The 23,570-nt window shown below is 74.1% G+C and carries 19 protein-coding genes; 16 read left to right on the top strand and 3 right to left on the bottom strand.

What is annotated here, in order from left to right; translation table 11 throughout:
- Positions 1–9 precede the first annotated feature (9 nt).
- From AC3ERT_RS09985 to AC3ERT_RS09965, 5 genes are all read left to right on the top strand, one after another.
- Positions 10–1,224, top strand: a complete 1,215-nt coding sequence (locus AC3ERT_RS09985; RefSeq protein WP_435173669.1) for an ABC transporter ATP-binding protein — start codon at positions 10–12, stop codon at positions 1,222–1,224.
- A 48-nt stretch (positions 1,225–1,272) separates the two neighbouring features.
- Positions 1,273–2,064, top strand: a complete 792-nt coding sequence (locus tag AC3ERT_RS09980; RefSeq protein WP_435130770.1) for an amino acid ABC transporter ATP-binding protein — start codon at positions 1,273–1,275, stop codon at positions 2,062–2,064.
- An 87-nt stretch (positions 2,065–2,151) separates the two neighbouring features.
- Positions 2,152–3,138 (top strand): glutamate ABC transporter substrate-binding protein, encoded by a 987-nt coding sequence (locus AC3ERT_RS09975; protein WP_435173667.1) that lies wholly within the window; start codon positions 2,152–2,154, stop codon positions 3,136–3,138.
- A gap of 9 nt (positions 3,139–3,147) precedes the next feature.
- Positions 3,148–3,792, top strand: coding sequence for an amino acid ABC transporter permease (locus AC3ERT_RS09970; RefSeq protein WP_435173665.1), 645 nt, complete (start codon positions 3,148–3,150; stop codon positions 3,790–3,792).
- Positions 3,789–4,709, top strand: a complete 921-nt coding sequence (locus tag AC3ERT_RS09965; RefSeq protein ID WP_435173663.1) for an amino acid ABC transporter permease — start codon at positions 3,789–3,791, stop codon at positions 4,707–4,709. The genes AC3ERT_RS09970 and AC3ERT_RS09965 overlap by 4 nt, the downstream gene beginning before the upstream one ends.
- A 45-nt stretch (positions 4,710–4,754) precedes the next feature.
- Here the strand turns inward: AC3ERT_RS09965 and AC3ERT_RS09960 are convergent, their stop codons facing one another.
- Together AC3ERT_RS09960 and AC3ERT_RS09955 are read right to left on the bottom strand one after the other, a co-directional pair.
- The gene (locus tag AC3ERT_RS09960; RefSeq protein ID WP_335974295.1) at positions 4,755–5,927 is read right to left on the bottom strand and encodes a cysteine desulfurase family protein; all 1,173 of its coding nucleotides are present in this window, start codon (positions 5,925–5,927) and stop codon (positions 4,755–4,757) included.
- 427 nt (positions 5,928–6,354) lie between these two features.
- Positions 6,355–7,215 carry a thioesterase family protein gene (locus AC3ERT_RS09955; protein ID WP_335974292.1) on the bottom strand — a complete coding sequence of 287 codons (861 nt, stop codon included), beginning with the start codon at positions 7,213–7,215 and terminating at the stop codon, positions 6,355–6,357.
- 203 nt (positions 7,216–7,418) lie between these two features.
- Here AC3ERT_RS09955 and mnmA point away from each other — a divergent pair, with 203 nt between their 5' ends.
- From mnmA to AC3ERT_RS09900, 11 genes are all read left to right on the top strand, one after another.
- Entirely contained in the window at positions 7,419–8,537 is a 1,119-nt protein-coding gene (gene mnmA / locus AC3ERT_RS09950; protein WP_435173688.1) for a tRNA 2-thiouridine(34) synthase MnmA, read from the top strand.
- Positions 8,538–8,617: 80 nt separating this feature from the next.
- Positions 8,618–9,148 (top strand): LOG family protein, encoded by a 531-nt coding sequence (locus tag AC3ERT_RS09945; protein WP_335975212.1) that lies wholly within the window; start codon positions 8,618–8,620, stop codon positions 9,146–9,148.
- Entirely contained in the window at positions 9,145–9,834 is a 690-nt protein-coding gene (locus tag AC3ERT_RS09940; RefSeq protein ID WP_435130775.1) for an SDR family oxidoreductase, read from the top strand. Before AC3ERT_RS09945 ends, AC3ERT_RS09940 begins: the two co-directional genes overlap by 4 nt.
- 42 nt (positions 9,835–9,876) lie before the next feature.
- The gene (locus AC3ERT_RS09935) at positions 9,877–10,902 is read left to right on the top strand and encodes a methionine synthase (protein ID WP_335974284.1); all 1,026 of its coding nucleotides are present in this window, start codon (positions 9,877–9,879) and stop codon (positions 10,900–10,902) included.
- Positions 10,903–10,950: 48 nt separating this feature from the next.
- Complete coding sequence (gene ligA / locus AC3ERT_RS09930) at positions 10,951–13,218, top strand: NAD-dependent DNA ligase LigA (protein ID WP_435173660.1); 2,268 nt, start codon at positions 10,951–10,953, stop codon at positions 13,216–13,218.
- A gap of 235 nt (positions 13,219–13,453) precedes the next feature.
- Positions 13,454–15,583 carry a putative bifunctional diguanylate cyclase/phosphodiesterase gene (locus AC3ERT_RS09925; RefSeq protein ID WP_335974276.1) on the top strand — a complete coding sequence of 710 codons (2,130 nt, stop codon included), beginning with the start codon at positions 13,454–13,456 and terminating at the stop codon, positions 15,581–15,583.
- A 273-nt stretch (positions 15,584–15,856) separates the two neighbouring features.
- Positions 15,857–16,153, top strand: coding sequence for an Asp-tRNA(Asn)/Glu-tRNA(Gln) amidotransferase subunit GatC (gene gatC, locus AC3ERT_RS09920; RefSeq protein WP_335974273.1), 297 nt, complete (start codon positions 15,857–15,859; stop codon positions 16,151–16,153).
- A 4-nt stretch (positions 16,154–16,157) separates the two neighbouring features.
- The gene (gene gatA / locus AC3ERT_RS09915; protein ID WP_335974268.1) at positions 16,158–17,651 is read left to right on the top strand and encodes an Asp-tRNA(Asn)/Glu-tRNA(Gln) amidotransferase subunit GatA; all 1,494 of its coding nucleotides are present in this window, start codon (positions 16,158–16,160) and stop codon (positions 17,649–17,651) included.
- Complete coding sequence (locus tag AC3ERT_RS09910; RefSeq protein ID WP_335974265.1) at positions 17,648–17,929, top strand: hypothetical protein; 282 nt, start codon at positions 17,648–17,650, stop codon at positions 17,927–17,929. Before gatA ends, AC3ERT_RS09910 begins: the two co-directional genes overlap by 4 nt.
- Before the next feature lie 38 nt (positions 17,930–17,967).
- The gene (gene gatB, locus AC3ERT_RS09905; protein WP_335974261.1) at positions 17,968–19,470 is read left to right on the top strand and encodes an Asp-tRNA(Asn)/Glu-tRNA(Gln) amidotransferase subunit GatB; all 1,503 of its coding nucleotides are present in this window, start codon (positions 17,968–17,970) and stop codon (positions 19,468–19,470) included.
- Positions 19,471–19,727: 257 nt separating this feature from the next.
- A complete protein-coding gene (locus AC3ERT_RS09900; protein ID WP_435173657.1) occupies positions 19,728–22,064 on the top strand; it encodes an MMPL family transporter in 2,337 nt (778 codons plus the stop codon).
- A 39-nt stretch (positions 22,065–22,103) separates the two neighbouring features.
- Here AC3ERT_RS09900 and AC3ERT_RS09895 read toward each other — a convergent pair whose 3' ends face one another.
- On the bottom strand, positions 22,104–23,285 hold the full coding sequence (locus AC3ERT_RS09895; RefSeq protein ID WP_335974256.1) for a PQQ-dependent sugar dehydrogenase: 1,182 nt from the start codon (positions 23,283–23,285) through the stop codon (positions 22,104–22,106).
- Between the last annotated feature and the right edge of the window lie 285 nt (positions 23,286–23,570).

Below are 23,570 nucleotides of genomic sequence, written 5' to 3'. Positions count from 1 at the left end.
GACGAGACCGTGGCGGAGAAGACCTCGCTGGACAAGGGCGGTCCGGCCGCCGACGCGACGCCGCAGGAGCGCACCCCCGCGCCGCGCAGGCCGGCCGGGGAGCCGCTGCTGAAGGTCACCGGGCTGACCAAGCACTTCCCGATCACCAAGGGCCTGCTGCGCCGCCAGGTCGGCGCGGTGCAGGCGGTCGACGGCATCGACTTCCAGGTCCGGGCGGGCGAGACGCTGGGCGTGGTCGGCGAGTCCGGCTGCGGCAAGTCCACCATGGGCCGGCTGATCACCCGGCTGCTCGAACCGACCGGCGGGACGGTCGAGTTCGACGGCCGCGACATCACGCACCTGAGCACCGGCGCCATGCGCCCGCTCCGCCGCGACGTGCAGATGATCTTCCAGGACCCGTACTCCTCGCTCAACCCGCGGCACACCATCGGCACCATCGTCGGCACCCCCTTCCGGTTGCAGAAGGTCGCCACCGAGCAGGGTGTGAAGAAGGAAGTGCAGGGGCTGCTGGAACTGGTCGGCCTCAACCCCGAGCACTACAACCGCTACCCGCACGAGTTCTCCGGCGGGCAGCGGCAGCGGATCGGCATCGCCCGGGCGCTGGCGCTGCGCCCGAAGCTGGTGGTCGCCGACGAGCCGGTCTCCGCGCTGGACGTGTCCATCCAGGCGCAGGTGGTCAACCTGCTGGACGACCTCCAGTCCGAACTCGGCCTGACCTACGTGATCATCGCGCACGACCTGTCGGTGATCCGGCACGTCTCGGACCGGATCGCGGTGATGTACCTGGGCAAGGTGGTGGAGCTGGCCGACCGGGAGGCGCTGTACAGCTCGCCCTTCCACCCGTACACCACCGCGCTGCTGTCCGCGGTGCCGGTGCCGGACCCGAAGCGGCGCAACCGGCCGACGGTGACGCCCGAGGTGCCCGGCGAGGAGGCCGCGGACACCGCTGCGGACCCCAGCGCCGATGCCCCGGCGGACGCCGAGCCGGCGCCCGCGCGGGCCGCCGCCCCGGTCAGCGGCAGCGGCCGCATCCTGCTCACCGGCGACGTGCCCTCGCCGATCTCCCCGCCGCCCGGCTGCCGCTTCCACACCCGCTGCTGGAAGGCGACCGCGGTGTGCACCACCGAGCAGCCGCCGCTGGTGGAGCTGGCGCCCGGCCACCAGGTGGCCTGCCACCACCCGGAGAACGCCGCCGACCAGCGTCCGGAGCCCGCTCTGCGATGACGCCCCGGCCGCTACTGTTCCGCCGCGCGGCCCCCTATCGTCGTAAGCATGGCGGACGACGCGAACGGGACGGCGGGCGGCACCGCGGCCGGCGGCAGCGGCCGGCGGGTGCTGCTGAGCATCGAGGCGGTCAACAAGCGGTTCGGTGACTTCGTCGCCCTGCGCGACGTCGACCTCGACGTGCACGAGGGCGAGGTCGTCGTCGTGCTCGGCGCGTCCGGCTCCGGCAAGTCCACGCTGTGCCGCTGCGTCAACCGGCTGGAGACCGCCGACTCCGGCCGGATCGTCTTCGACGGCCGCGAACTGCCGCAGGAGGGCGCCGCGTTGGCGGCGCTGCGGGCCGACGTCGGGATGGTCTTCCAGTCCTTCAACCTGTTCGCGCACAAGACCGTGCTGGAGAACGTGGTGCTCGGCCCGACCCGGGTGCGCAAGGTGCCCCGGGCCGAGGCCGTCGAGGAGGCGCGGGCGCTGCTGGAGCGGGTCGGCGTGGCGGACAAGGAGTCCCGGCACCCCGCGGAGCTGTCCGGCGGCCAGCAGCAGCGCGTCGCGATCGCCCGCGCCCTGGCGATGCACCCCAAGCTGATGCTCTTCGACGAGCCGACCTCCGCGCTCGACCCGGAGATGATCCGGGAGGTGCTGGACGTGATGGTCGGCCTGGCCCGCGACGGCATGACGATGGTCGCCGTCACCCACGAGATGGGCTTCGCCCGCCGCGCCGCGGACCGGGTGGTGTTCATGGACGCCGGGCAGATCGTCGAGACCGGCGAGCCCGAGGCGTTCTTCACGAAGCCGCGCACCGAGCGCGCCCGCGACTTCCTCTCCACGATCCTGCGGCACTGACGCCCGGCATCCGGCGCCCCGCGCCCGCTGCCGTCCGGACCACCCGTACCCGTACCCGTATCCGTACTCGTACCGAAGGAGTCCCTCATGGTTCCTCAGCAGCGCGGCCGTCGGACGGAGCAAGGACCAGGCGGTTTACCGCGGTGGCGCCGGGCGGTGCTCGCCGCGGGCGCGGCACTGGCGCTGACCGGAGTGCTCGCCGCGTGCGGCGGCAGCAGCGTCCACCCGGTCAAGGGCGGCCGGGGCGGGACGGCCGGGCCGACCCAGGAGCAGGTGGTCGCGGGCGCGCCGGTCGCCCCGGCTGCCGCGATCACCCCCGGCTCCTGGATGGCGAAGGTGAAGAAGCGCGGCACCCTGCTGGTCGGCGGCACCGACTCCTCCGCGGTCTTCTCCCAGCGCAACCCCGTCACAAATAAGTTGGAGGGCTTCGACGCCGGGCTGTCGCAGATGCTGGCGCGCTACATCATCGGCAAGCCGTCCACGAAGCTCTCCCTGGTCACCGTGGACACCCGCGAGACGCTGCTCCAGAACGGCACCGTGGACGCGGTGTTCGCCACCTACACCGTCACCCCGCAGCGCGCGGAGAAGGTCGCCTTCGCCGGGCCGTACTACGAGTCGGGCGACGCGATCCTGGTCAAGGCGGGCACGACCGGGATCACCGGGCCGGCCGACCTGAACGGGAAGACGGTCGCCACCGAGGGCAACTCCACCGCCGCGCTGGACCTGAAGAAGGTCGCCCCTAAGGCGAAGACCCTGCTCTTCCAGGAGGACGGCGAGTGCGTCGCCGCGGTCAAGCAGGGGCGCGCGGACGCCTACGTGCTGGACCAGAGCATCCTGCTGGGCGACGTGGCCGACGACACGGGCCTGAAGGTCGTCGGGCAGCCCTTCACCCAGGAGCCCTACGGCATCGGCCTGCCGAAGGCCGACCCGGAGGCGAAGGCGTTCGTCGACGCGTGGCTGAAGACGATCTACGCCGACGGGCAGTGGGCCAAGCTGTGGCAGGCCACCATCGGCGCCAAGGTGGGCGGTTCGCCACCCGCGCCGCCCGCCATCGGCTCCGCCGACGGCTCCTGACGGCCCGCCGTGCACGGGGTCCTCAGCCACCTCGGCTACCTCGCCGGCGGACTCGGCACCACCCTGGAGCTGTCCCTGCTCGGCTTCGCCGGCGCACTGCTGCTCGGCACCCTGCTGACGGTGCTGCGGGTCGGCCCGGTCCTCCCGCTGCGGCTGCTCGGCACCCTGTACGTCGAGGTGTTCCGCAACGTGCCGCTGCTGGCGTTCCTGGTGCTGTTCGTCTTCGGACTGCCCGACGCGGGCGTCACCTATCCGCTGTTCACCTCCGAAGCGGCCTGCCTGGCGCTGTACTTCGCCGCGTACGTCTGCGAGGCGCTGCGGGCCGGGATCAACGCGGTGCCGGTCGGGCAGGCCGAGGCGGCCCGCGCGATCGGGATGACCTTCGGCCAGTCCCTGGCCCTGGTGATCCTCCCGCAGGCCTTCCGCACCATGGTCCAGCCGCTGGCCAACATCCTCATCGGCGTGGTGCTCTCCTCCTCGCTGGGCGCGGCGGTCGGCGTCAGCGAACTCATCGGCCGCACCCAGTGGCTGGACCTGAAGTACGACGAGCCGGTGCCGACCTTCCTGCTCGCCGCGGCCGGCTACGTGCTGGTCACCGCGGCGGTCGCGCTGCTCGCCGGGCGGCTCCAGAAGCGGATGGCGGTGCGCCGGTGAGCGGGCCGAACCGGGTGCTGTTCGACGCGCCGGGACCGCGGGCCCGGCGCCGCATCCGGCTGGCCACCCTGCTGTCGGTGCTGCTCATCGCCGGGCTGCTGGCCCTGGGGCTGCACCAATTGGCGCGGCACGGCCAGCTCGACCGCGCCCGCTGGCAGCCCTTCGGGCAGTGGCCCTACCAGCGCTTCCTGCTCCAGGGGCTGGTGCGCACCCTCAAGGCGGCGGGGGTGGCCGCGCTCCTCGCGCTGCCGGCCGGGGCGCTCCTCGCGCTCGGCCGGCTCTCGCCGCACCGGCTGACCCGGCTGGCCGCGGGCGGCTTCGTCGAGCTGTTCCGCTCGGTGCCGCTGCTGCTGGTGCTGTACGTCTTCCTGATGGGCATCCCGCGGGCCGGCTACACCTTCCCGGTCTTCTGGGAGCTGGTCATCCCGGTGGTGCTGTGCACCTCGGCGCTGCTCGCCGAGGTCTTCCGGGCCGGCGTCCTGGCCCTGGACCGCGGGCAGTCCGAGGCCGCACACGCCCTCGGGCTCAGCCGCCGCCAGGTGATGCGGCTGGTGGTGCTGCCGCAGGCGGTCCGCCTCGTGGTGCCCACGCTGGTCTCCCAACTGGTCAGCCTGCTCAAGGACACCACCCTCGGATACGTCGTCAGCTACCCCGAACTCCTCAACCAGGGCAAGGTGCTGGGCTCCTACACGCACGACTTCCTGCAGAGCTACCTGACGGTCACGGTGGTGTACATCGTGGCCAACGCGGCCCTGTCCCAGCTCGCCGAGGCGCTGGAACGCCGTGGCAGGCGCCGTCCGGCAGCGGGCACACCGGGTACGGCAGGCGGGGCATCCGGGGTCGCCCCGCGCCTGCCCGGTCCCCGGGAGCCGAAGGCCGCCGGGGGCGCGGGGGCCGAGCCGCTGCGCCCGGTCTGAGCGCGGCTGCGGCCCCGCGGACCCCGCGGGCCGGGCGCGGCCGGGTCAGGTGCGGCCCGCCGCCCGGGCGCGTTCCACCGCGGGGCCGATCGCCGCGGTGAGGGCCGCCACGTCCTCGGCGGTCGAGGTGTGCCCCAGGGAGAAGCGCAGGGTGCCGCGCGCGTCGCCCGCGGAGCGGCCCATCGCCAGCAGCACATGGCTGGGCTGGGCCACGCCCGCGGTGCACGCCGAGCCGGTGGAGCAGGCGATGCCCTGCGCGTCCAGCAGCAGCAGCAGGACGTCGCCCTCGCAGCCGGGGAACGTGAAGTGGGCGTTCCCGGCGAGCCGGCCCTCGGGCGAGGGGTCGCCGTTGAGCACCGCGTCCGGCACCGCCGCGAGCACCCCGCGTACCAGGCTGTCGCGCAGCGCGCCGACGTCGCGGGCGAACTGCGCGCGCCGTTCGGCCGCGAGCGTGCCCGCCGTGGCGAACGCGGCGATCGCCGGCACGTCCAGCGTGCCGGACCGGCTGCGCTCCTGGCTGCCGCCGTGCAGCAGCGGCACCGGCGTGTCCTCGCGGCGCAGCAGCAGCGCGCCGACCCCGTACGGGCCGCCCACCTTGTGCCCGGTCACCGTCATCGCGTCCAGGCCGCTCGCGGCGAAGTCCAGGTCCACCTGGCCGAACGCCTGCACCGCGTCGGAGTGCATCGGCACGGCGAACTCCCGTGCCACCGCCGCCAGTTCCGCGATCGGCAGCACGGTGCCGACCTCGTTGTTCGCCCACATCGCGGTGATCAGCGCCACATCCGCCGGGCCCGCGCCCCGCTCCAGCGCCGCCCGCAGCGCCTCCGGCCGCACCCGGCCGTAGCCGTCGACCTCCAGCCACTCCACCACGGCGCCCTCGTGGTCGGCGAGCCAGTACACCGCGTCCAGCACCGCGTGGTGCTCCACCGGGCTCGCCAGCACCCGCACCCGCCGGGGGTCCTCCGCACGGCGCGACCAGAACAGGCCCTTCACGGCCAGGTTGTCCGATTCGGTGCCGCCGGCGGTGAAGACCACCTCGCTCGGCCGGGCGCCCAGCGCCGCCGCCAGCGCCTCCCGCGACTCCTCGACGGTACGGCGTGCCCGCCGGCCCGCCCCGTGCAGTGCCGACGCGTTCCCCGTCACCGTCAGGTGCGCGGTCATCGCCCGGACCGCCTCCGGGAGCATCGGCGTCGTGGCGGCGTGATCGAGGTAGGCCATGATCCCCCGATTCTAAGGGTGCCCCCGACCCCCCGGGTGCCCCCGTCCTGTCGGGCGAGGGACCACCTGCCGGTGGGGGGTTCCCTCCGGGCTGCCCGCCCCTGTGGATCGCGGGACCTTGCGGTGGGTGGGTGGCCGGTCGCGCAGTTCCCCGCGCCCCTTCGGCTGCGCGCCGTCGTGGTTGCGCTGTGCTGTCCGGCCTCCGGCCGGTGGCGTGTTGCGCGCGCAGTTCCCCGCGCCCCTGGATTCGCCCGGGTCCTTCCGGGGCAAGCCCGATGCGAGCCGCAGTTGCCCAGGGGCGCGGGGAACTGCGCGACCAGCCACCGCGGACCGCAAGGTCCCGTGGAACCGCGGACGGGGCAGCTCGGGGGGCACCCCCCACCGGCAGGTGGTCGCTGAGGGGGCCGGACAGGGGCACCCGGGGGCGTCAGCCGCGCGGGGCGCGAGCCAACTGGCGGGACTGGGCCACGAGCCGGTCGTTGCCGTCCCAGACCTCGCAGTCCTCCTCGAGCAGCCCACCGGCGAGGTTCCGCGTGGTGACAGAGACCCGCACGGGCCCGGGTGCGGGCCGGCACCGCAGGTGCACGGTGAGTTCGAGCGTGGGCGTCCACCCCTTGAGCCCGAGGTCGAACGCCGCCGGCGGCAGCGCGTCGACGGCGAGCAGCAGCGACAGCGGATCGTGGTCGCGTCCGTCCGCGAGCCCGAGCCAGCCGCGGACCTCCCCGGCCCCGGAGGGCGCCCCGACCGCCCACCCGGCCGTGGCCGGGTCGAGCCGCAGGTCCAGCCGGTCCATGATCGCGGTGGAGCCGGTGAAGGGCGCGTCCTCGGGCGCCTGCTCGCGGCCGACGCACTCGTCGTACCCCGGCATGAGGGGCGGCCGCGCGGAGGTCCGCACGTCGTCGGGGAGCGCGTCGAGGTCGCCGTAGCCGGCCAGCACCCGCAGCCGCTCGACCTCGTTGCCGTCCTCGTCGTACTGGAAGACGGACGCCTGCCCGGTCGACATGGTCCGCCCGGCGCGCACGGTCTGGGTGCGGACCACCGCGGGTCCGGCCTTCGCCGCGGTCAGGTAGTGCGCGGTGATGGTCAGCGGGTCCGGGTGCGGCAATTGCGCGCGCAGCGCCCGCGCGGCCAGCGCCAGCAGGTAGCCCCCGTTGATCGCCGCGACGATCGTCCACCCTTCGGACAGCTCGGCGTCGTACGTCCCGGGCTCGCCCGCCCTGGGCGTGACCGCGGTGTCCCGGTCGAACTCGCTGTCGTCGATGGCCGCGCCGGCCGTCCTGTGTGCCATGACCGCATGTTACCCATCGGTAAGGCCGACCTGTCCAGGCTTCCCGGGCAAAGACCGGGCGAGCGCGCGGTGGCCGGCGGCCGACGCCCGCGCCGAGGGGGCGGAAAAGCCCGCGCGGCTCGGCCCGGGCCGCCCGTTACCCTGGTCCGGTGAGTGATATCCCGACCGAGCCGCCGCGGCAGCGGCTCCGCGTGCTGGCCGCCATGAGCGGCGGCGTCGACTCCGCGGTCGCGGCCGCCCGGGCCGCGGGGGCGGGCCACGACGTGACCGGGGTGCACCTGGCCCTGTCCGCCAACCCGCAGAGCTTCCGCACCGGCGCCCGCGGCTGCTGCACCCTGGAGGACTCCCGGGACGCCCGGCGCGCCGCCGACGTCATCGGCATCCCGTTCTACGTGTGGGACCTCGCCGACCGCTTCCGCGAGGACGTGGTGGACGACTTCGTCGCCGAGTACGCCGCCGGCCGCACCCCCAACCCCTGCCTGCGCTGCAACGAGAAGATCAAGTTCGCCGCGCTGCTGGACAAGGCCCTCGCCCTCGGCTTCGACGCGGTCTGCACCGGCCACTACGCCGCCGTGCGCACCGCCCCCGACGGCAGCCGCGAACTGCACCGCTCCGGCGACGCCGCCAAGGACCAGAGCTACGTCCTGGGCGTCCTGGACCAGCAGCAGCTCGCCCACGCCATGTTCCCGCTCGGCGACACCGCGGCCACCAAGGACGAGATCCGCGCCGAGGCCGAGCGCCGGGGCCTGATGGTGGCCCGCAAGCCCGACAGCCACGACATCTGCTTCATCGCCGACGGCGACACCCAGGGCTTCCTGGCGAAACACCTGGGCACCCGCGAGGGCGAGATCCTGGACGAGAGCGGCGCGGTCGTCGGCACCCACACCGGCGCGTACGGCTTCACCGTCGGCCAGCGCAAGGGCCTGCGGCTGGGCGTGCCCGCCGACGACGGCAAGCCCCGCTACGTCCTGGACATCTCGCCGGTGGACAACACCGTCACCGTCGGCCCCGCCGAAGCCCTCGACGTCACCGCGCTCACCGCCATCCGCCCGCGCTGGTGCGGCACCCCGCCGGCCGGCCCGGCCGCGTACACCGCCCAACTGCGCGCCCACGGCGAGGAGGTGCCCGCCACCGCCGAACTCCTCGACGGCACCCTGCACGTCTCCTTCGACCACCCGATGCGCGGCATCGCCCCCGGCCAGGCGGTCGTGCTGTACGACGGCACCCGCGTCGTCGGCTCCGCGACCATCGCCACCACCGACCGCGAGCGCGCCCGCGACCAGGGCCGCCCCGCCCCGGCCGCGGCAGGACACCCCGCATGACCGGCACCACCGAACCGGCGGCCGAGCCCGCGGTGGGAGCCGCCCTCGCGCCCGTCGCCGGCACCCGCCCGGTCCGCCCGCTGAACATCTGCGTCTTCCTGTCCGCCGCGGACCTCCCCGAGCAGTACACCGCGCCCGCCCGCGACTTCGCCCGCCTGCTCGGCGCCGGCGGCCACACCCTGGTGTGGGGCGGCTCGGAGTCCGGGCTGATGAAGGTCGTCGCCGACGGCGTACGGCAGGCCGGCGGCCGGCTGGTCGGCGTCTCCGTGGAGTTCCTGCGCGCCAAGGCGCGCGCCGACGCCGACGAGATGGTGATCGCACCGGACCTCGCCGCCCGCAAGGCCGAACTGCTGCGCCGCAGCGACGCGATCGTCATCATGGTCGGCGGCACCGGCACCCTCGACGAGGCGACCGAGATCCTGGAGCTGAAGAAGCACGGCCTGCACGCCAAACCGGTGGTCCTGCTCAACAGCGGCGGTTTCTACGACGGACTGGCCGCCCAGCTGCGCAGGATGGAGTCCGAGGGCTTCCTGCCCCTGCCGCTCGCCGAGCTGGTGCACATCTCCGACCACGGCGCCGACGCGCTGGCCTACCTCCAGGAGCACGCGTGAGCGTCCATCTCGTCACCGGCGCCGGCTCGGGCATCGGGGCCGTCGTCGCCCGCCGGCTGCTGGACCGCGGCGACGAACTGTGGCTGCTGGCCCGCGACGCCGGCCGGGCCCGGCAGCTCGCCGAGGAGTTCGGCGGCGCGCACACCGTCGTCGGCGACCTCGCCGTACCGGGCCGGCTGTCCTGGGCGCTGGAGAAGCAGGCGCTGCCGGACCGGCTGGACTCGCTGCTGCACATCGCCGGCACCGTGGACCTCGGGCCGGTCGGCGAGATCACCCCGAAGCTGTGGGAGCACACCCTCGCGGTCAACCTCACCGGCCCCGCCGAACTGACCCGGCTGCTCCTGCCCCAACTGCGGCTGTCCCACGGCACCGTGGTCTTCGTCAACTCCGGCGCGGGCCTCCAGGCGCACGCCGAGTGGAGCGCGTACGCCGCGAGCAAGCACGGCCTGAAGGCCCTGGCGGACTCGCTGCGCGCCGAGGAGCATGCCGCCGGTGTGCGCGTCACCACCGTGTACCCCGGGCGGACCGCCACCCCCATGCAGCAGAAGGTCCACCAGCAGGAGGGCAAGCCCTACGACCCGGCGCGCTTCATCGACCCCGGGTCCGTCGCGACCGCCCTGCTGACCGCCCTCGACCTGCCGCGGGACGCCACGATCCCCGACCTCACGGTCCGCCCCGCGCGGTAGTCCCGGCGCGGGGCGCCGCGGCCGAACCTCTACGCTGCCACCGTGAGCACCGAGACCAGTGAACGTTTCACCCTGCCCGAGGGCGCCGCGACGGGCGTCGGGTCGATGCCCGGGGGAGACGCGCGAGAAGCCGCCCGGGTGGCCACGGAGGCCGTCGGCGCCCTGCCCTACCTGCCCGAGCTGCCGGCCCGCGGCCCGGGCGCGGACATGATCGGCCGCACCCTGGGACTGCTGGTCGACCTGTACGCGCGGGTGGAGCCCAGCGGCTGGCGCTTCGGCGACCGGCCCGGGCGCGACACCAAGCGGGCCCGGGCGTGGCTCGGGGAGGACCTGGACGCGCTGGAGGAGTTCACGCAAGGCCACCAGGGCCCGCTCAAGATCCAGGCGGTGGGCCCCTGGACGCTCGCCTCCGCCGTCGAACTGCACGGCGGGGAGGCCGCGCTGCGCGACCCCGGCGCCGTCCGCGACCTGACCGCCTCCCTCGCGGAGGGCCTCACCGCGCACCTCGCCGACGTCCGCCGTCGGGTGCCCGGCGCCCGCCTGCTGCTGCAACTCGACGAACCCGGCCTCACCGCGGTGCTGCGCGGCCAGGTCAGGACCGCCAGCGGCTACCGCACCCACCGCGCGGTGGACCGCGCCGTCGTCGAGGGCGCGCTGCGCGACCTGGCCGGCGCCGCACGGGCCGCGGGCGCCGCCGTCAGCGTCCACTCCTGCGCCCCCGACGTGCCGTTCGCGCTGCTGCGCCGCGCCGGGGTCGACGGCATCTCCTTCGACTTCGATCTGCTCACCGAACGTGACTGGGACGCCTTCGGGGAGGCCGCGGAGGCCGGCCTCGCGCTCTTCGCCGGTGTCGTGCCCGGCACGGACGCCCCGTTGTCAGACCCAGCCGGTAGCGTCAGTGGTGTTCGGGCGCTGTGGCGCAGGTTGGGACTGGCACCGGGGGCGTTGGGCGCCGCCGTGGCCCTCACCCCGTCCTGCGGTCTGGCGGGGGCCTCACCGGCCTATGCCCGTGCCGCGCTCGTGCACTGCGCGAAGGCGGCACGCTCGCTCGTCGACAACCCAGAGTGACGCCGGAGTGCGGCCGCTTGCGGCCCGATTGGTAGGAGGGACACGGACGTGGCAGCCGAGCAGGAGGCCGGCCGGGCGGACATCCCCGCCGAGGCCCGTGAGGAGCACGCGCGCCTGGCCGAGCAGGTCGAGGAGCACCGCTTCCGCTACTACGTGAACGACGCACCGGTGGTCAGCGACGCCGAGTTCGACCGGCTGCTGCGCCGCCTGGAGGCGGTCGAGGAGCAGCACCCGGCCCTGCGCACCCCCGACTCGCCCACCCAGAAGGTCGCCGGCGCGTACGAAACGGAGTTCACCTCCGTCCAGCACCGCGAGCGCCTGCTCTCGCTGGACAACGCCTTCACCCACGAGGAACTGGCCACCTGGGCCGACCGCGTCGCCGCCGAACTCGGCCCGCCGGACAACACCCGCAGCCCCTACCACTTCCTGTGCGAGCTGAAGGTCGACGGCCTCGCGGTCAACCTCACGTACGAGCACGGCCGGCTGACCCGCGCCGCCACCCGCGGCGACGGCCGCACCGGCGAGGACATCACGCCGAACGTGCGCACCATCTCCGACATCCCCGACCGGCTGGCCGGCGAGCGGGTGCCCGAACTGGTCGAGATCCGCGGCGAGGTCTACTTCCCCGGCGAGAAGTTCGAGGAGCTGAACGCGCGGCTGGTCGAGGGCGGCGACAAGCCGTTCGCCAACCCGCGCAACGCCGCGGCCGGCTCGCTGCGCCAGAAGGACCCCCGGATCACCGCCACCCGCCCGCTGCGCATGGTGGTGCACGGCATCGGCGCCCGCGAGGGCTTCGCCATCGACTGCCAGTCGCAGGCGTACGAACTGCTGCACGAGTGGGGCCTGCCCACCGCCCGCCACAACAAGGTGGTCGGCTCGCTCGCCGCCGTCCGCGAGTTCATCGCGTACTACGGCGAGCACCGCCACGACGTCGAGCACGAGATCGACGGCGTCGTCGTCAAGGTCGACGAGATCCCGCTCCAGGGCCGGCTCGGCTCCACCTCCCGCGCCCCGCGCTGGGCGATCGCCTGGAAGTACGCCCCGGAGGAGGTCAACACCAAGCTCGTGGACATCCGGGTCGGCGTCGGCCGCACCGGCCGGGTCACGCCGTACGCGGTGGTCGAGCCGGTGACGGTGGCCGGCTCCGAGGTCGAGTTCGCCACCCTGCACAACCAGGAGGTGGTGAAGAAGAAGGGCGTCCTGATCGGCGACACCGTGGTGCTGCGCAAGGCGGGCGACGTGATCCCGGAGATCCTCGGCCCGGTCGCCGACCTGCGGGACGGCAGCGAGCGGGAGTTCGTGATGCCCGCCGAGTGCCCCGAGTGCGGCACCGCCCTCCAGCCGATGAAGGAGGGCGACATCGACCTGCGCTGCCCCAACGCGCGGCGCTGCCCCGCCCAGTTGCGCGAGCGGATCTTCTACCTCGCCGGCCGCCGCTGCCTGGACATCGAAGCGCTCGGATACGTCGCGGCGACCGCGCTCACCCAGCCGCTCGCCCCCGACCAGCCGCCGCTGGCCGACGAGGGCGACTTGTTCGACCTCGCCATCGAGCGGCTGCTGCCGATCCGCTCCTACGTCCTGGACCAGGACACCGGCCTGCCCAAGCGCGACCCGGAGACCGGCGAGGAGAAGGTGGTCACCTTCTTCGCCAACCAGAAGGGCGAGCCGAAGAAGAACGCGCTGTCCATGCTGGAGAACATCGCCGCGGCCAAGGAGCGCCCGCTCGCCCGGGTGCTCACCGGGCTGTCCATCCGGCACGTCGGGCCGGTGGCCGCCGAGGCGCTCGCCCGCGAGTTCCGCGACCTGGACCGGATCAAGGACGCCGAGGAGGCCGAGCTCGCCGCGGTCGACGGGGTCGGGCCGACCATCGCCGCCTCGCTCAAGCAGTGGTTCTCCGTGGACTGGCACCTGGAGATCATCGAGAAGTGGCGCGCCGCCGGGGTGACCTTCACCGAGGAGGGCTCCGACGAGGGCCCGCGTCCGCTGGAGGGGCTGACGGTGGTGGTGACCGGCACCCTCACCGGCCACACCCGCGACGGCGCGAAGGAGGCGCTGGCCGGCCGCGGCGCCAAGGTCACCGGCTCGGTCTCCAAGAAGACGCACTTCGTGGTGGTCGGCGACAACCCCGGGTCGAAGTACGACAAGGCGGTCCAGCTGAAGGTCCCGATCCTGGACGAGGACGGATTCGGGGTGCTCCTGGAGCAGGGCGCCGACGCCGCCCGCGCGGTGGCGGTCAACCCGCCGGAGCCGGAGCCGGAGCCGGAGCCCGAGCCCGAGCCGCAGTCCGAAGCGGAATCCGACGCCGCATCAGACTGACCTGGAGCCACATGTCACCCGATCGGCCCCTGTCGGACAGGTGAGTTCGAGCGCGTGCGTTCCGGGGCGCGCGGAAGCATTGACCGCCGATCGGTGCCCGCGACGGCACGCCGCGGCCTACTGTTGAGGAGCGCCCCGTCGGGCAGCGGGATCGCGGCGGCCCATCCGGCCGCCCCGCGTCCGTCCCGGCACCCGCGCACCTGCTTGCTTCACGGGCTGTGAGAGGGACACGGGTATGGAACCCACGGAGAGCGCCGGAGCGGCACGGCTGCCCCGGAGCAGCGCGGCCGCACCGGTCCTCCCCACGAGCCCGGCCCCGATCGTGCGCTGGGCCGTGCTCGTCGGGGCGGCCGCCGTGCTCGCCGCCGGGGTCGGGCGGCTGCTGGACGAAGGCGACGCACTCTTCCCCGGCGGCCGGATCGGCTGGGCGCTGGCGGTCCTGACGGGGATCATCGTCGGCCATCTGGTCGCGATGGGGCGCGACCGCTGGTGGGGCGGCACCGGTTCCGGTGCCGCCCTCGTGCTTGCGGTGCTGCTGCTCTTCGGCTGGGTGCCCGCGGTGCTGGTCAGCCTCGCGGTGGTGGTGCTGGTCGGCGCCGCCCGCCGGCACCGCTGGTGGCAGGCCGGACTGCACGGCGCGATCGACATCCTCGGCATCGGCGCGGGCGCGCTCAGCCTCGACCTGTTCGGCATCCACCCCTCCGTGGCCCGGCCCTGGAGCACCTCCGGCTGGGACTGGTCGGCGCTGCCCGCCGTCATCGTCACCGCCCTGGCCTACCTCACCGCGACCAGGGTCCTGCTGTGGGCCGCGTTCGCGCCGCGCGGCGGCCTGCCCACGGTGGCCAGGACCGCCCTGGTCCGGCAGGGGCTGGTCGGCGCCGCCCTGCTCGGCATCTCCCCGCTGATCCTCGTCGTCGCCTGCGACCAGCCGGCGCTGCTGCCGCTGTTCGCGGTGCCGCTGATCGCCCTGGACTCCACGCTGTGGATCGTGCACGCCCGGGCCGAGGAGCAGCTGCGCGACCCGCTCACCGGGCTGCCCAACCGGCAGTGGCTGCTGGAGCGCACCTGGTCCGCGATCGACACCGCGCGCGGCGCGGGCGGCGGCCCCGGCGAGAGCACGCCCGCGAGTTGGGGCCGGGTCGGGCTGATCCTGATCGACCTGGACAAGTTCCGCTCGGTCAACGACACCCTCGGGCACCTCGCCGGCGACCGGCTGCTGCTCCAGGTCGCCGACCGGCTGCGGCTGGCCCTGCCGCGCGGCGCGGAGGCGGCCCGGCTGGGCGGCGACGAGTTCGCGGTGCTGCTGCCGGCCTGCGACTCCGCCACCCGCGCCCAGCGGATCGCCCGCACCCTGGTCGCCGCGCTCGGCTCACCGCTCAACCTCGACGGGCTGACGCTGGTGCTGGAGGCCAGCGCCGGGGTGAGCATCTTCCCCGAGCACGCCTCCGACGCGGAGGGCCTGCTGCGCCGCGCCGACGTGGCGATGTACCAGGCCAAGCGGGACCGCAGCGGCGCGGAGGTCTACGAGGCCACGCGCGACGCCAACACCCCCGACCGCCTCGGCCTGCTCGGCGACCTGCGGCGGGCACTGGACGCCGGGGACGTCGAACTCCACTACCAGCCGAAGGTGCGGTTCGACGGCCAGGTGGCCGGGCTCGAGGCGCTCGTGCGCTGGGAGCACCGCGAGCGGGGCCGGGTCAACCCGGAGGAGTTCATCGCGATGGCGGAGACCTCCGGACTGATGCCGCAGCTCACCGAGTACGTCCTGGACACCGCGCTCGCCCAGATCGCCCGCTGGCGGGCCATGGGGCTCGACGTCCCCGTCGCCGTCAACGTCTCGCCCCGCGACGTCCACAGCCCGGGGTTCGCCGGGGCCGTCGCCGCGCGGCTGTCCCGCCACCAGGTGCCGCCCGGCTCCCTCCAGCTGGAGATCACCGAGCACGTCCTGCTGGAGGACCCGCAGCGCGCCGCCGACACGCTCAACGGGCTCACCGGGCACGGCGTGAAGATGTCCCTCGACGACTTCGGCACCGGCTACTCCTCCCTGGTCCACCTGCGGAGGCTGCCGGTCAGCGAACTGAAGATCGACCGCTCCTTCGTGGCCCGGCTCATCGCCGACGCCGAGGACGCGGAGATCGTGCGCTGCACCATCGACCTCGCGCACTCGCTCGGGCTCATGGTCGTCGCCGAGGGCGTCGAGGACGACGAGACCTGGGAACGCCTGCGGGACCTGCGGTGCGACGCCGTGCAGGGGTGGCTGGTGGCCGCCGCCATGCCCGAGCAGGAGGCCACGCAGTGGCTGCGGGCCCGCGGCGAGCGCGGCTGGCAGCGCCCGGCCGCCGCCCTCCCCGCCAAGCAGGCGTAGCGGGCGCCCTCGCGGAAGAGGGCAACAAGGGGGCGCGGGGAACTGCGCGACCAGCCCTCCACCGGCCGGGGGTCCGGCGACTCGCCGCGGGGGCTGGGCCTGCGGGCCCGGCGCGGCGCCGTACCGGCCGAGCGCGCAGTTCCCCGCGCCCCCTTGTTGCTTGCCGCTGCCCGCGCAGGGCACCCGCACCCGGGGGATATCGGTTCGGGTCGGCCGCAGGGGCACCGTAGGATTGGGGGTCCATCGACATCTCACCCCGCAGAGGACCGCTGCATGCCTGGCATCACGCCCGAGGAGGTCGCCCACCTCGGGCGGCTCGCGCGGATGGAGCTGTCACGCGAAGAGTTGGACCACTTCGCCGGACAGCTCGACGACATCATCGGCGCCGTAGCCCGCGTCTCGGAGGTGGCCGGCGAGGACGTGCCGCCGACCTCCCACCCGCTGCCCCTGACCAACGTGATGCGTCCGGACACCGTCCGGCCGTCGCTGACCGCGCAGCAGGCGCTGTCGGGCGCGCCCGCGCAGGAGCAGCAGCGCTTCAAGGTCCCGCAGATCCTGGGGGAGGACTGACGTCGTGACGGACATCATCAGGCTCACCGCCGCCGAGACGGCGCAGAAGATCGCGTCCGGCGAGCTGACCGCGGTCGAGGTGACCGAGGCGCACCTGGCCCGGATCGAGGCCGTGGACGAGAAGGTCCACGCCTACCTGCACGTGGACCGGGAGGGCGCGCTCGCCCAGGCCCGCGCGGTGGACGCCAAGCGCGCCGCGGGGGAGGCGCTGGGCCCGCTCGCCGGGGTGCCGCTCGCGCTGAAGGACATCTTCACCACCGAGGGCGTGCCGACCACCGTCGGCTCGAAGATCCTCGAGGGCTGGCTGCCGCCCTACGACGCGACGGTCACCCGGAAGCTGAAGGACGCCGACGTGGTGATCCTCGGCAAGACCAACATGGACGAGTTCGCGATGGGCTCCTCCACCGAGAACAGCGCGTACGGCCCGACCGGCAACCCGTGGGACCTCACCCGCATCCCGGGCGGCTCGGGCGGCGGCTCGGCCGCGGCGCTCGCCTCGTACCAGGCGCCGCTGGCGATCGGCACCGACACCGGCGGCTCGATCCGGCAGCCGGCCGCGGTCACCGCCACCGTCGGCGTCAAGCCGACCTACGGCGGGGTCTCCCGCTACGGCATGGTCGCGTTCTCCTCCTCGCTCGACCAGGGCGGCCCGTGCGCGCGCACCGTGCTGGACGCGGCGCTGCTGCACGAGGTGATCGCCGGCCACGACCCGCTCGACTCCACCTCCGTGGACGTGCCCGTGCCGCCGGTGGTCGAGGCCGCCCGCAACGGCGACGTCAAGGGCCTGCGGATCGGCGTCATCCAGGAGTTCGGCGGCGAGGGCTACCAGGCCGGCGTGGTCCAGCGGTTCGAGGAGTCCGTCGAGTTGCTGCGCGAGCTGGGCGCGGAGATCGTCGAGCTGTCCTGCCCGTCGTTCACCTACGCGCTGGCGGCGTACTACCTGATCGCGCCGTCGGAGTGCTCCAGCAACCTGGCCCGCTTCGACGCGATGCGCTACGGGCTGCGGGTCGGCGACGACGGCACCCGGTCCGCGGAGGAGGTCACCGCGCTCACCCGCGAGGCCGGCTTCGGCCCCGAGGTCAAGCGCCGCGTCATCCTCGGCACCTATGCGCTCAGCTCCGGCTACTACGACGCCTACTACGGCTCGGCGCAGAAGGTCCGCACCCTGATCACCCGCGACTTCGAGCGCGCCTTCGAGCAGGTGGACGTCATCGTCTCGCCCACCACGCCCACCACGGCGTTCCCGATCGGCGAGCGCGCCGACGACCCGCTGGCGATGTACCTCGCCGACCTGTGCACCATCCCGGTCAACCTGGCCGGCAACGCGGCGATGTCGCTGCCGTGCGGTCTCGCGCCGGAGGATGGTCTCCCGGTGGGCCTTCAGATCATCGCGCCCGCGCTCAAGGACGACCGGCTCTACCGGGTCGGCGCCGCCGTAGAGGCCGCCTTCGTGTCGAAGTGGGGCCACCCGCTACTTGAGGAGGCACCGCAGCTGTGAGCACCCAGACGAAGTCCGCGGCGAAGAGCACCGGCAAGGCCACCGGTCCGGCGGACCAGGACAAGAGCGGCAAGAGCAAGAAGGGCACCTACCTGTCCATCGGCACCTCGCTGTTCAGCGCCTTCTCCGCGGTGAAGAAGGTCCGCGCCGCGCGCGCCGAGGAGGACAACCTCCAGCTGCTCGACGCGGTGCTGCGCGCCGCCGCGGTGACCACCGGCATCGTGCTGCTCGTCCGCGAGCTGCGCCGGCTCGGCGACGACGACGTCCTCGCGGGCTGAGCGACCGACGGACTGACGGAAGAAGAGGTACAGGAACAGTGACCGTCACGGACCTGCTGTCCTACGAGGACGCGCTCGCGTCGTACGACCCGGTGATGGGCCTGGAGGTCCACGTCGAGCTGGGTACGCGGACGAAGATGTTCTGCGGCTGCTCCACCGAACTGGGCGCCGAGCCCAACTCGCAGGTCTGCCCGACCTGTCTGGGCCTGCCCGGCGCGCTGCCGGTGGTCAACGAGATCGGCGTCGAGTCGGCCGTCAAGATCGGCCTGGCGCTCAACTGCGAGATCGCCGAGTGGTGCCGGTTCGCCCGGAAGAACTACTTCTACCCGGACATGCCGAAGAACTTCCAGACCTCGCAGTACGACGAGCCGATCGCCTTCAACGGCTACCTGGACGTCCAGCTGGAGGACGGCGAGGTCTTCCGGGTGCTCATCGAGCGCGCCCACATGGAGGAGGACACCGGCAAGTCCACCCACATCGGCGGCGCGACCGGCCGTATCCACGGCGCCTCGCACTCGCTGCTGGACTACAACCGGGCCGGCATCCCGCTGATCGAGATCGTCACCAAGCCGATCGAGGGCGCCGGGGCCCGCGCGCCCGAGGTGGCCCGCGCCTACGTCGCCGAGCTGCGCGAGCTGATCAAGGCGCTGGGCGTGTCCGAGGCCCGGATGGAAATGGGCCAGATGCGCTGCGACGTCAACCTGAGCCTGCGCCCGCACGGCCGGGAGAAGTTCGGCACCCGCAGCGAGACGAAGAACGTCAACTCGCTGCGCAGCGTGGAGCGGGCGGCCCGCTTCGAGATCCAGCGGCACGCCGCGGTGCTCTCCGCGGGCGGCACCATCGTGCAGGAGACCCGGCACTTCCACGAGGAGGACGGCTCCACCACCTCCGGCCGGATCAAGGAGGAGGCGGAAGACTACCGCTACTTCCCCGAGCCCGACCTGGTGCCGGTCGCCCCGGCCCGGGAGTGGGTCGAGGAGCTGCGGGCCCAACTGCCCGAACTGCCGCTGGCCCGCCGCAAGCGGCTCAAGCAGGAGTGGGGCATCTCCGACTTCGAGATGCAGTCCGCGCTCAACGCCGGCGCGATCGACCTGATCACGGCCACCATCGACGAGGGCGCGGACGCGGCCGCCGCCCGCAAGTGGTGGATGGGCGAGCTGGCCCGGCACGCCAACGAGACCGGTGCGGAGCTGGCCGGGCTGGCCATCACCCCCGCGCAGGTGGCCCGGGTCGCCGCGCTGGTGGCGGCCGGCGACCTCAACGACAAGTTGGCCCGCCAGGTCATCGAGGGCGTGCTCGCCGGCGAGGGCGACCCGGACCAGGTGGTCGACAAGCGCGGGCTGAAGGTCGTCTCGGACGACGGCGCGCTCGGCGCGGCCGTGGACCAGGCCATCGCGGACAACGCGGCGGTCGCCGAGAAGATCCGCGGCGGCAACCTGGCGGCGGCCGGCGCGCTGATCGGCGCGGTCATGAAGCTGACCCGCGGCCAGGCGGACGCCAAGCGGGTGCGCGAACTGGTGCTGGAGAAGCTCCAGGGCTGACCCGCGGTCCGCGTGCGCACATCGGGCACGCACCTGAAGGAGGCGGCACCCCGGCCGGGGGGCCGCCTCCTTCGTGCTGCCAACGGGGTGCGGCCGCCTTCGCCTGCCACCGGAACTCTTTATCCCTTTCGGACACTTGTGAGGAGAAGCACGAAAGACGCAAAAAACCGTTATCTGCTGGCAGAGTAGGCGGAACGTGTCGCCACGGAACCCACCCGGCGTACCGACCAACCGCACCCGCAAGGGGACAGCAGCCCATGGCCGTACTCGCTCGGTGGTGTTTCCGCCGCCGCCTCCTCGTGGTGCTGCTGTGGCTGACCGCGCTGCTCGGGCTCACCGCGGCCGCCGCCGTCGCCGGCTCCACGTACTCCCAGAAGTACGAAGCGCCGAACACCGAGTCCGGCCGGGCCGCGCAACTGCTGCGCACCGCCTTCCCCGCGCAGGCCGGCGACTCCGACACGATCGTGTGGCACACCGGGCACGGCACCGTCCGCGCCGCCGCCGTCGAGCAGACCATGACCAAGGTGCTCGACCAGGCCCGCACCCTGCCCGGCGTCACCTCCGTGACCAGCCCCTACAGCGCCGCGGGCGGCACCCAGATCAGCGCCGACGGGCACACCGCCTACGCCGCCGTGGGCTACGGCAAGGACGCCGACGGGGTCAGCCGCGCCCAGGCCCAGGCCCTGGTCGACACCGCCAAGTCCGGACAGCGGGCCGGCCTGGAGGTCGAGCTCGGCGGCGAGGCGGTCGGCACCACCGAGGCGGCCAGCGCCCACCTCAGCGAGGCGGTCGGGGTGGCGGTGGCCGCGGTGGTGCTGCTGGTCGCCTTCGGGTCGTTCGCCGCGATGCTGCTGCCGATCGCCACCGCGCTGATCGGCTGCGGCACCGCCTACATGGCCACGGTCCTGCTCGGCCACGCCATGACCGTCGCCGACTTCGCCCCCATGCTCGGCATGCTGATCGGGCTCGGCGTCGGCATCGACTACGCGCTGTTCATCGTCACCCGGCACCGCAAGGGCCTCAAACGCGGTCTGCCGGTGGCCCGTGCCGCCGAGGAGGCGGTGGCCACCACCGGCAAGGCGGTGGTCTTCGCCGGCGGCACCGTGTGCGTGGCGGTGCTCGGGATGCTGCTGCTGCGGCTGGACTTCCTGGACGGCGTCGCCGTCGCCGCCTCACTGACGGTGCTGCTCACGGTGGCTGCGTCGGTGACGCTGCTGCCGGCGCTGCTCGGCGTCATAGGGCACCGCGCGCTCAGCCGCCGGGAGCGGCGGGTGCTGGCGCACGGCGGCGGCTGCCCGGCGGCGCAGCACCGCCGGGCCGAACGCCATCCGGGCTGCCGCGGCGCCGACAGCCCGGCGGCCCCGCCCACCGGCGCCGCCGCCCGCTGGTCCGGTTTCGTCTCGCGCCACCCCCGGCTGCTCGGCGCGTTCGCCGCCGCCGCCATGGTGGTGCTCGCCCTGCCCGCGTTCTCGCTGCACCTGGGCACCTCCGACCAGGGCAACGACCCCTCGACCTCGACCACCCGCAAGGCGTACGACCTGCTCGCCGAGGGCTTCGGACCCGGCAGCAACGGCCCGCTGACGCTGGTGGCCACCACCGGCAGCGCGGGCGGGCTGGTCGCCCTGGAACACCTGCCGGACACCCTGCGCCACACCCCGGGCGTCGCGTCGGTATCCGGCCCCGACCTCGATGACGCCGGCAGCACCGGCGTCATCACGGTGGTGCCCACCACCTCCCCGCAGTCCACCGCCACCTCCCGCCTCGTCGGCGAACTGCGCCACCAGGTCCTGCCGGCGGCGGAGCGGGGCACCGACCTGGAGGTCGACGTCGGCGGCTCCACGGCCAGTTACGACGACTTCGCCGCCGTGGTGGTCGGGAAGCTGCCGCTGTTCGTCGGCTGCGTGGTGGGGCTCGGTTGCCTCCTGCTGCTGGTCGCCTTCCGCTCGGTGGGTGTCCCGGTCAAGGCGGCGCTGATGAACGTGGCCGCGGTCGCCTCGTCCTTCGGGGTGGTCACCGCGGTCTTCCAGTGGGGCTGGGGCAGCGAGTGGCTGGGCCTGGGCCGGGCCGGGCCGATCGAGCCCTTCCTGCCGGTGATCCTCGTCCCCGTGCTGTTCGGGCTGTCCATGGACTACCAGGTCTTCCTGGTCAGCCGGATGTACGAGGAGTGGCGGGAGACGGGCGACAACGGCCGGGCGGTACGGGTCGGACTCGCCGAGACCAGCCGCGTGATCAGCTCGGCGGCGGTCATCATGGTCGCGGTCTTCCTGGCGTTCGTGCTCAGCGGGGACCGGGTGATCGCGATGTTCGGCATCGGGCTGGCGTCGGCCGTCGCCCTCGACGCGTTCGTACTGCGCACACTGCTGGTCCCGGCGCTGATGCACCTGCTCGGCCCGGCCAACTGGTGGCTGCCGGGCTGGCTGGACCGGAGGCTGCCGCGGCTGGACATCGAAGTGGTGCCGGGCGGCGGTCCGGACGCGAAGGTGCCCGTCCCGGTCGCGGTGCCGGCACCCGCGGCGCCCGTCGCGGTGTCCGTCGTCCCGCCGCCTGTCCCGTCACCTGTCCCGCCGCCCGCGCCGCCGCGCGTCACCGTGTAGCCGCCGCGATCGGGCCCGCCGCGACGGGCCCGATCGCGGTCAGGAGACGGTGAGTTCGAGCACCCGGTCGTCGCCGGAGCGGGCGGTGCCGCGGTCGTCGGTGTTGCTCGTGGTGAGCAGCAGCGTGTGGTCGTCGAGGGCGACGACGGTCCGCAGGCGGCCGTAGGTGCCGGTGAGGAACGCCTGCGGGGCGGCGGACGGCTTGGCGCCGGCCAGCGGGACCCGCCACAGCCGGCCGCCCTTGAGGGAGGCCGTCCAGACGCAGCCGGCCGCGTAGGCGACGCCGCTGGGGGAGGCGTCAGCGGGGTGCCACTGCTCGACGGGGTCCACCAGCCCGGCCCGGTGGGCGGTGCCCTCGACCGTGGGCCAGCCGTAGTTGCCGCCGGGCTTGACCAGGTCCAGCTCGTCCCAGGTGTCCTGCCCGAACTCCGAGGCCCACAGCCGCCCCTGGCCGTCCCAGTCCAGGCCCTGGACGTTGCGGAAGCCGGTCGCGTAGACCAGCGAGCCGGACGTCGGGTTGTCGGCGGGGGCGGCGCCGTCGGGCGCCATCCGCAGGATCTTGCCGCCGAGCGAGGAGGCGTCCTGGGCGAGCGCGCGCCGGCCGGCGTCGCCGGTGCCCGCGTAGAGGTCGCCGTCGGGGCCGAACGCGATCCGGCCGCCGTCGTCCTGGGTGCCGGTCGGGATGCCCCGCAGCAGCGTGTCGGGCGCGCCCAGCTGCTCGCCCTTGGGCCGCGACGGGTCGTACAGGAAGCTCGCGACCCGGTTGTCGGACTCGGTGGAGAAGTAGGCGTAGACGAGGTGGTCGGAGCCGTAGTCCGGGGAGACCGCCAGGCCCAGCAGGCCGTTCTCGCCGCCCTTGGTGTGGGCGACCCCCGGCACGAGGCCGACCTCGCTCACCGCGTGCGTCGCGTGGTCGACCCGGGAGATCCGGCCGGTGTCGCGCGCGCCCACCAGCAGGCTGCCGTCGGGGAGCCGGGCCAGCCCCCACGGCGCGCTCAGCCCGGTCGCCATGGTGGCGGTGACCTTCGCACTTCCCTTGGCGGGCGGGGTGGACACCGGGGCGGAGGGGGCGGCGGACCCGGAGGGCGCGCCGCCGCCGGAGCGCGCGGTGCCGGACGCGGTGGGGGACACCGGGTGCGCCAGGTTCGGGGACGCGGCCGAGGAGCAGCCGCCGACCAGCACCGCGGCGAGCGCCGGCGCGAGCCACGCGGCGCGCCGCACCGGCGCGCGTACCGGCCCGCGTACGAGCCTGCGAGCGGTTCCGCGAGCGGGGCCGCCGGGCCTGCCGGGCCTGTTGAAGGGTCGGGCCAGGAGCCCTCGTACGGGCCCGCGCGCCGATCCGCCGTCCGCCACCGTCAGCTCCCGCAACCGTCGATCCACGCGCTCCACCAGTTCCGCCGGGCCCGCACCGCCGGGCCGCTCCAGCAGCCAAGCACACCACATCCCGCCGTTGCCCAGGGGCAGTTCGGGCCCGACGCGGTCGGCGTCACACCGCCCGGCCGGGCG

This window comes from Actinacidiphila sp. bgisy145 (genome assembly GCF_057708125.1).
Note: the sequence above shows the minus strand (reverse complement) of the source record. Positions and strands in the feature narration are given on the sequence as shown.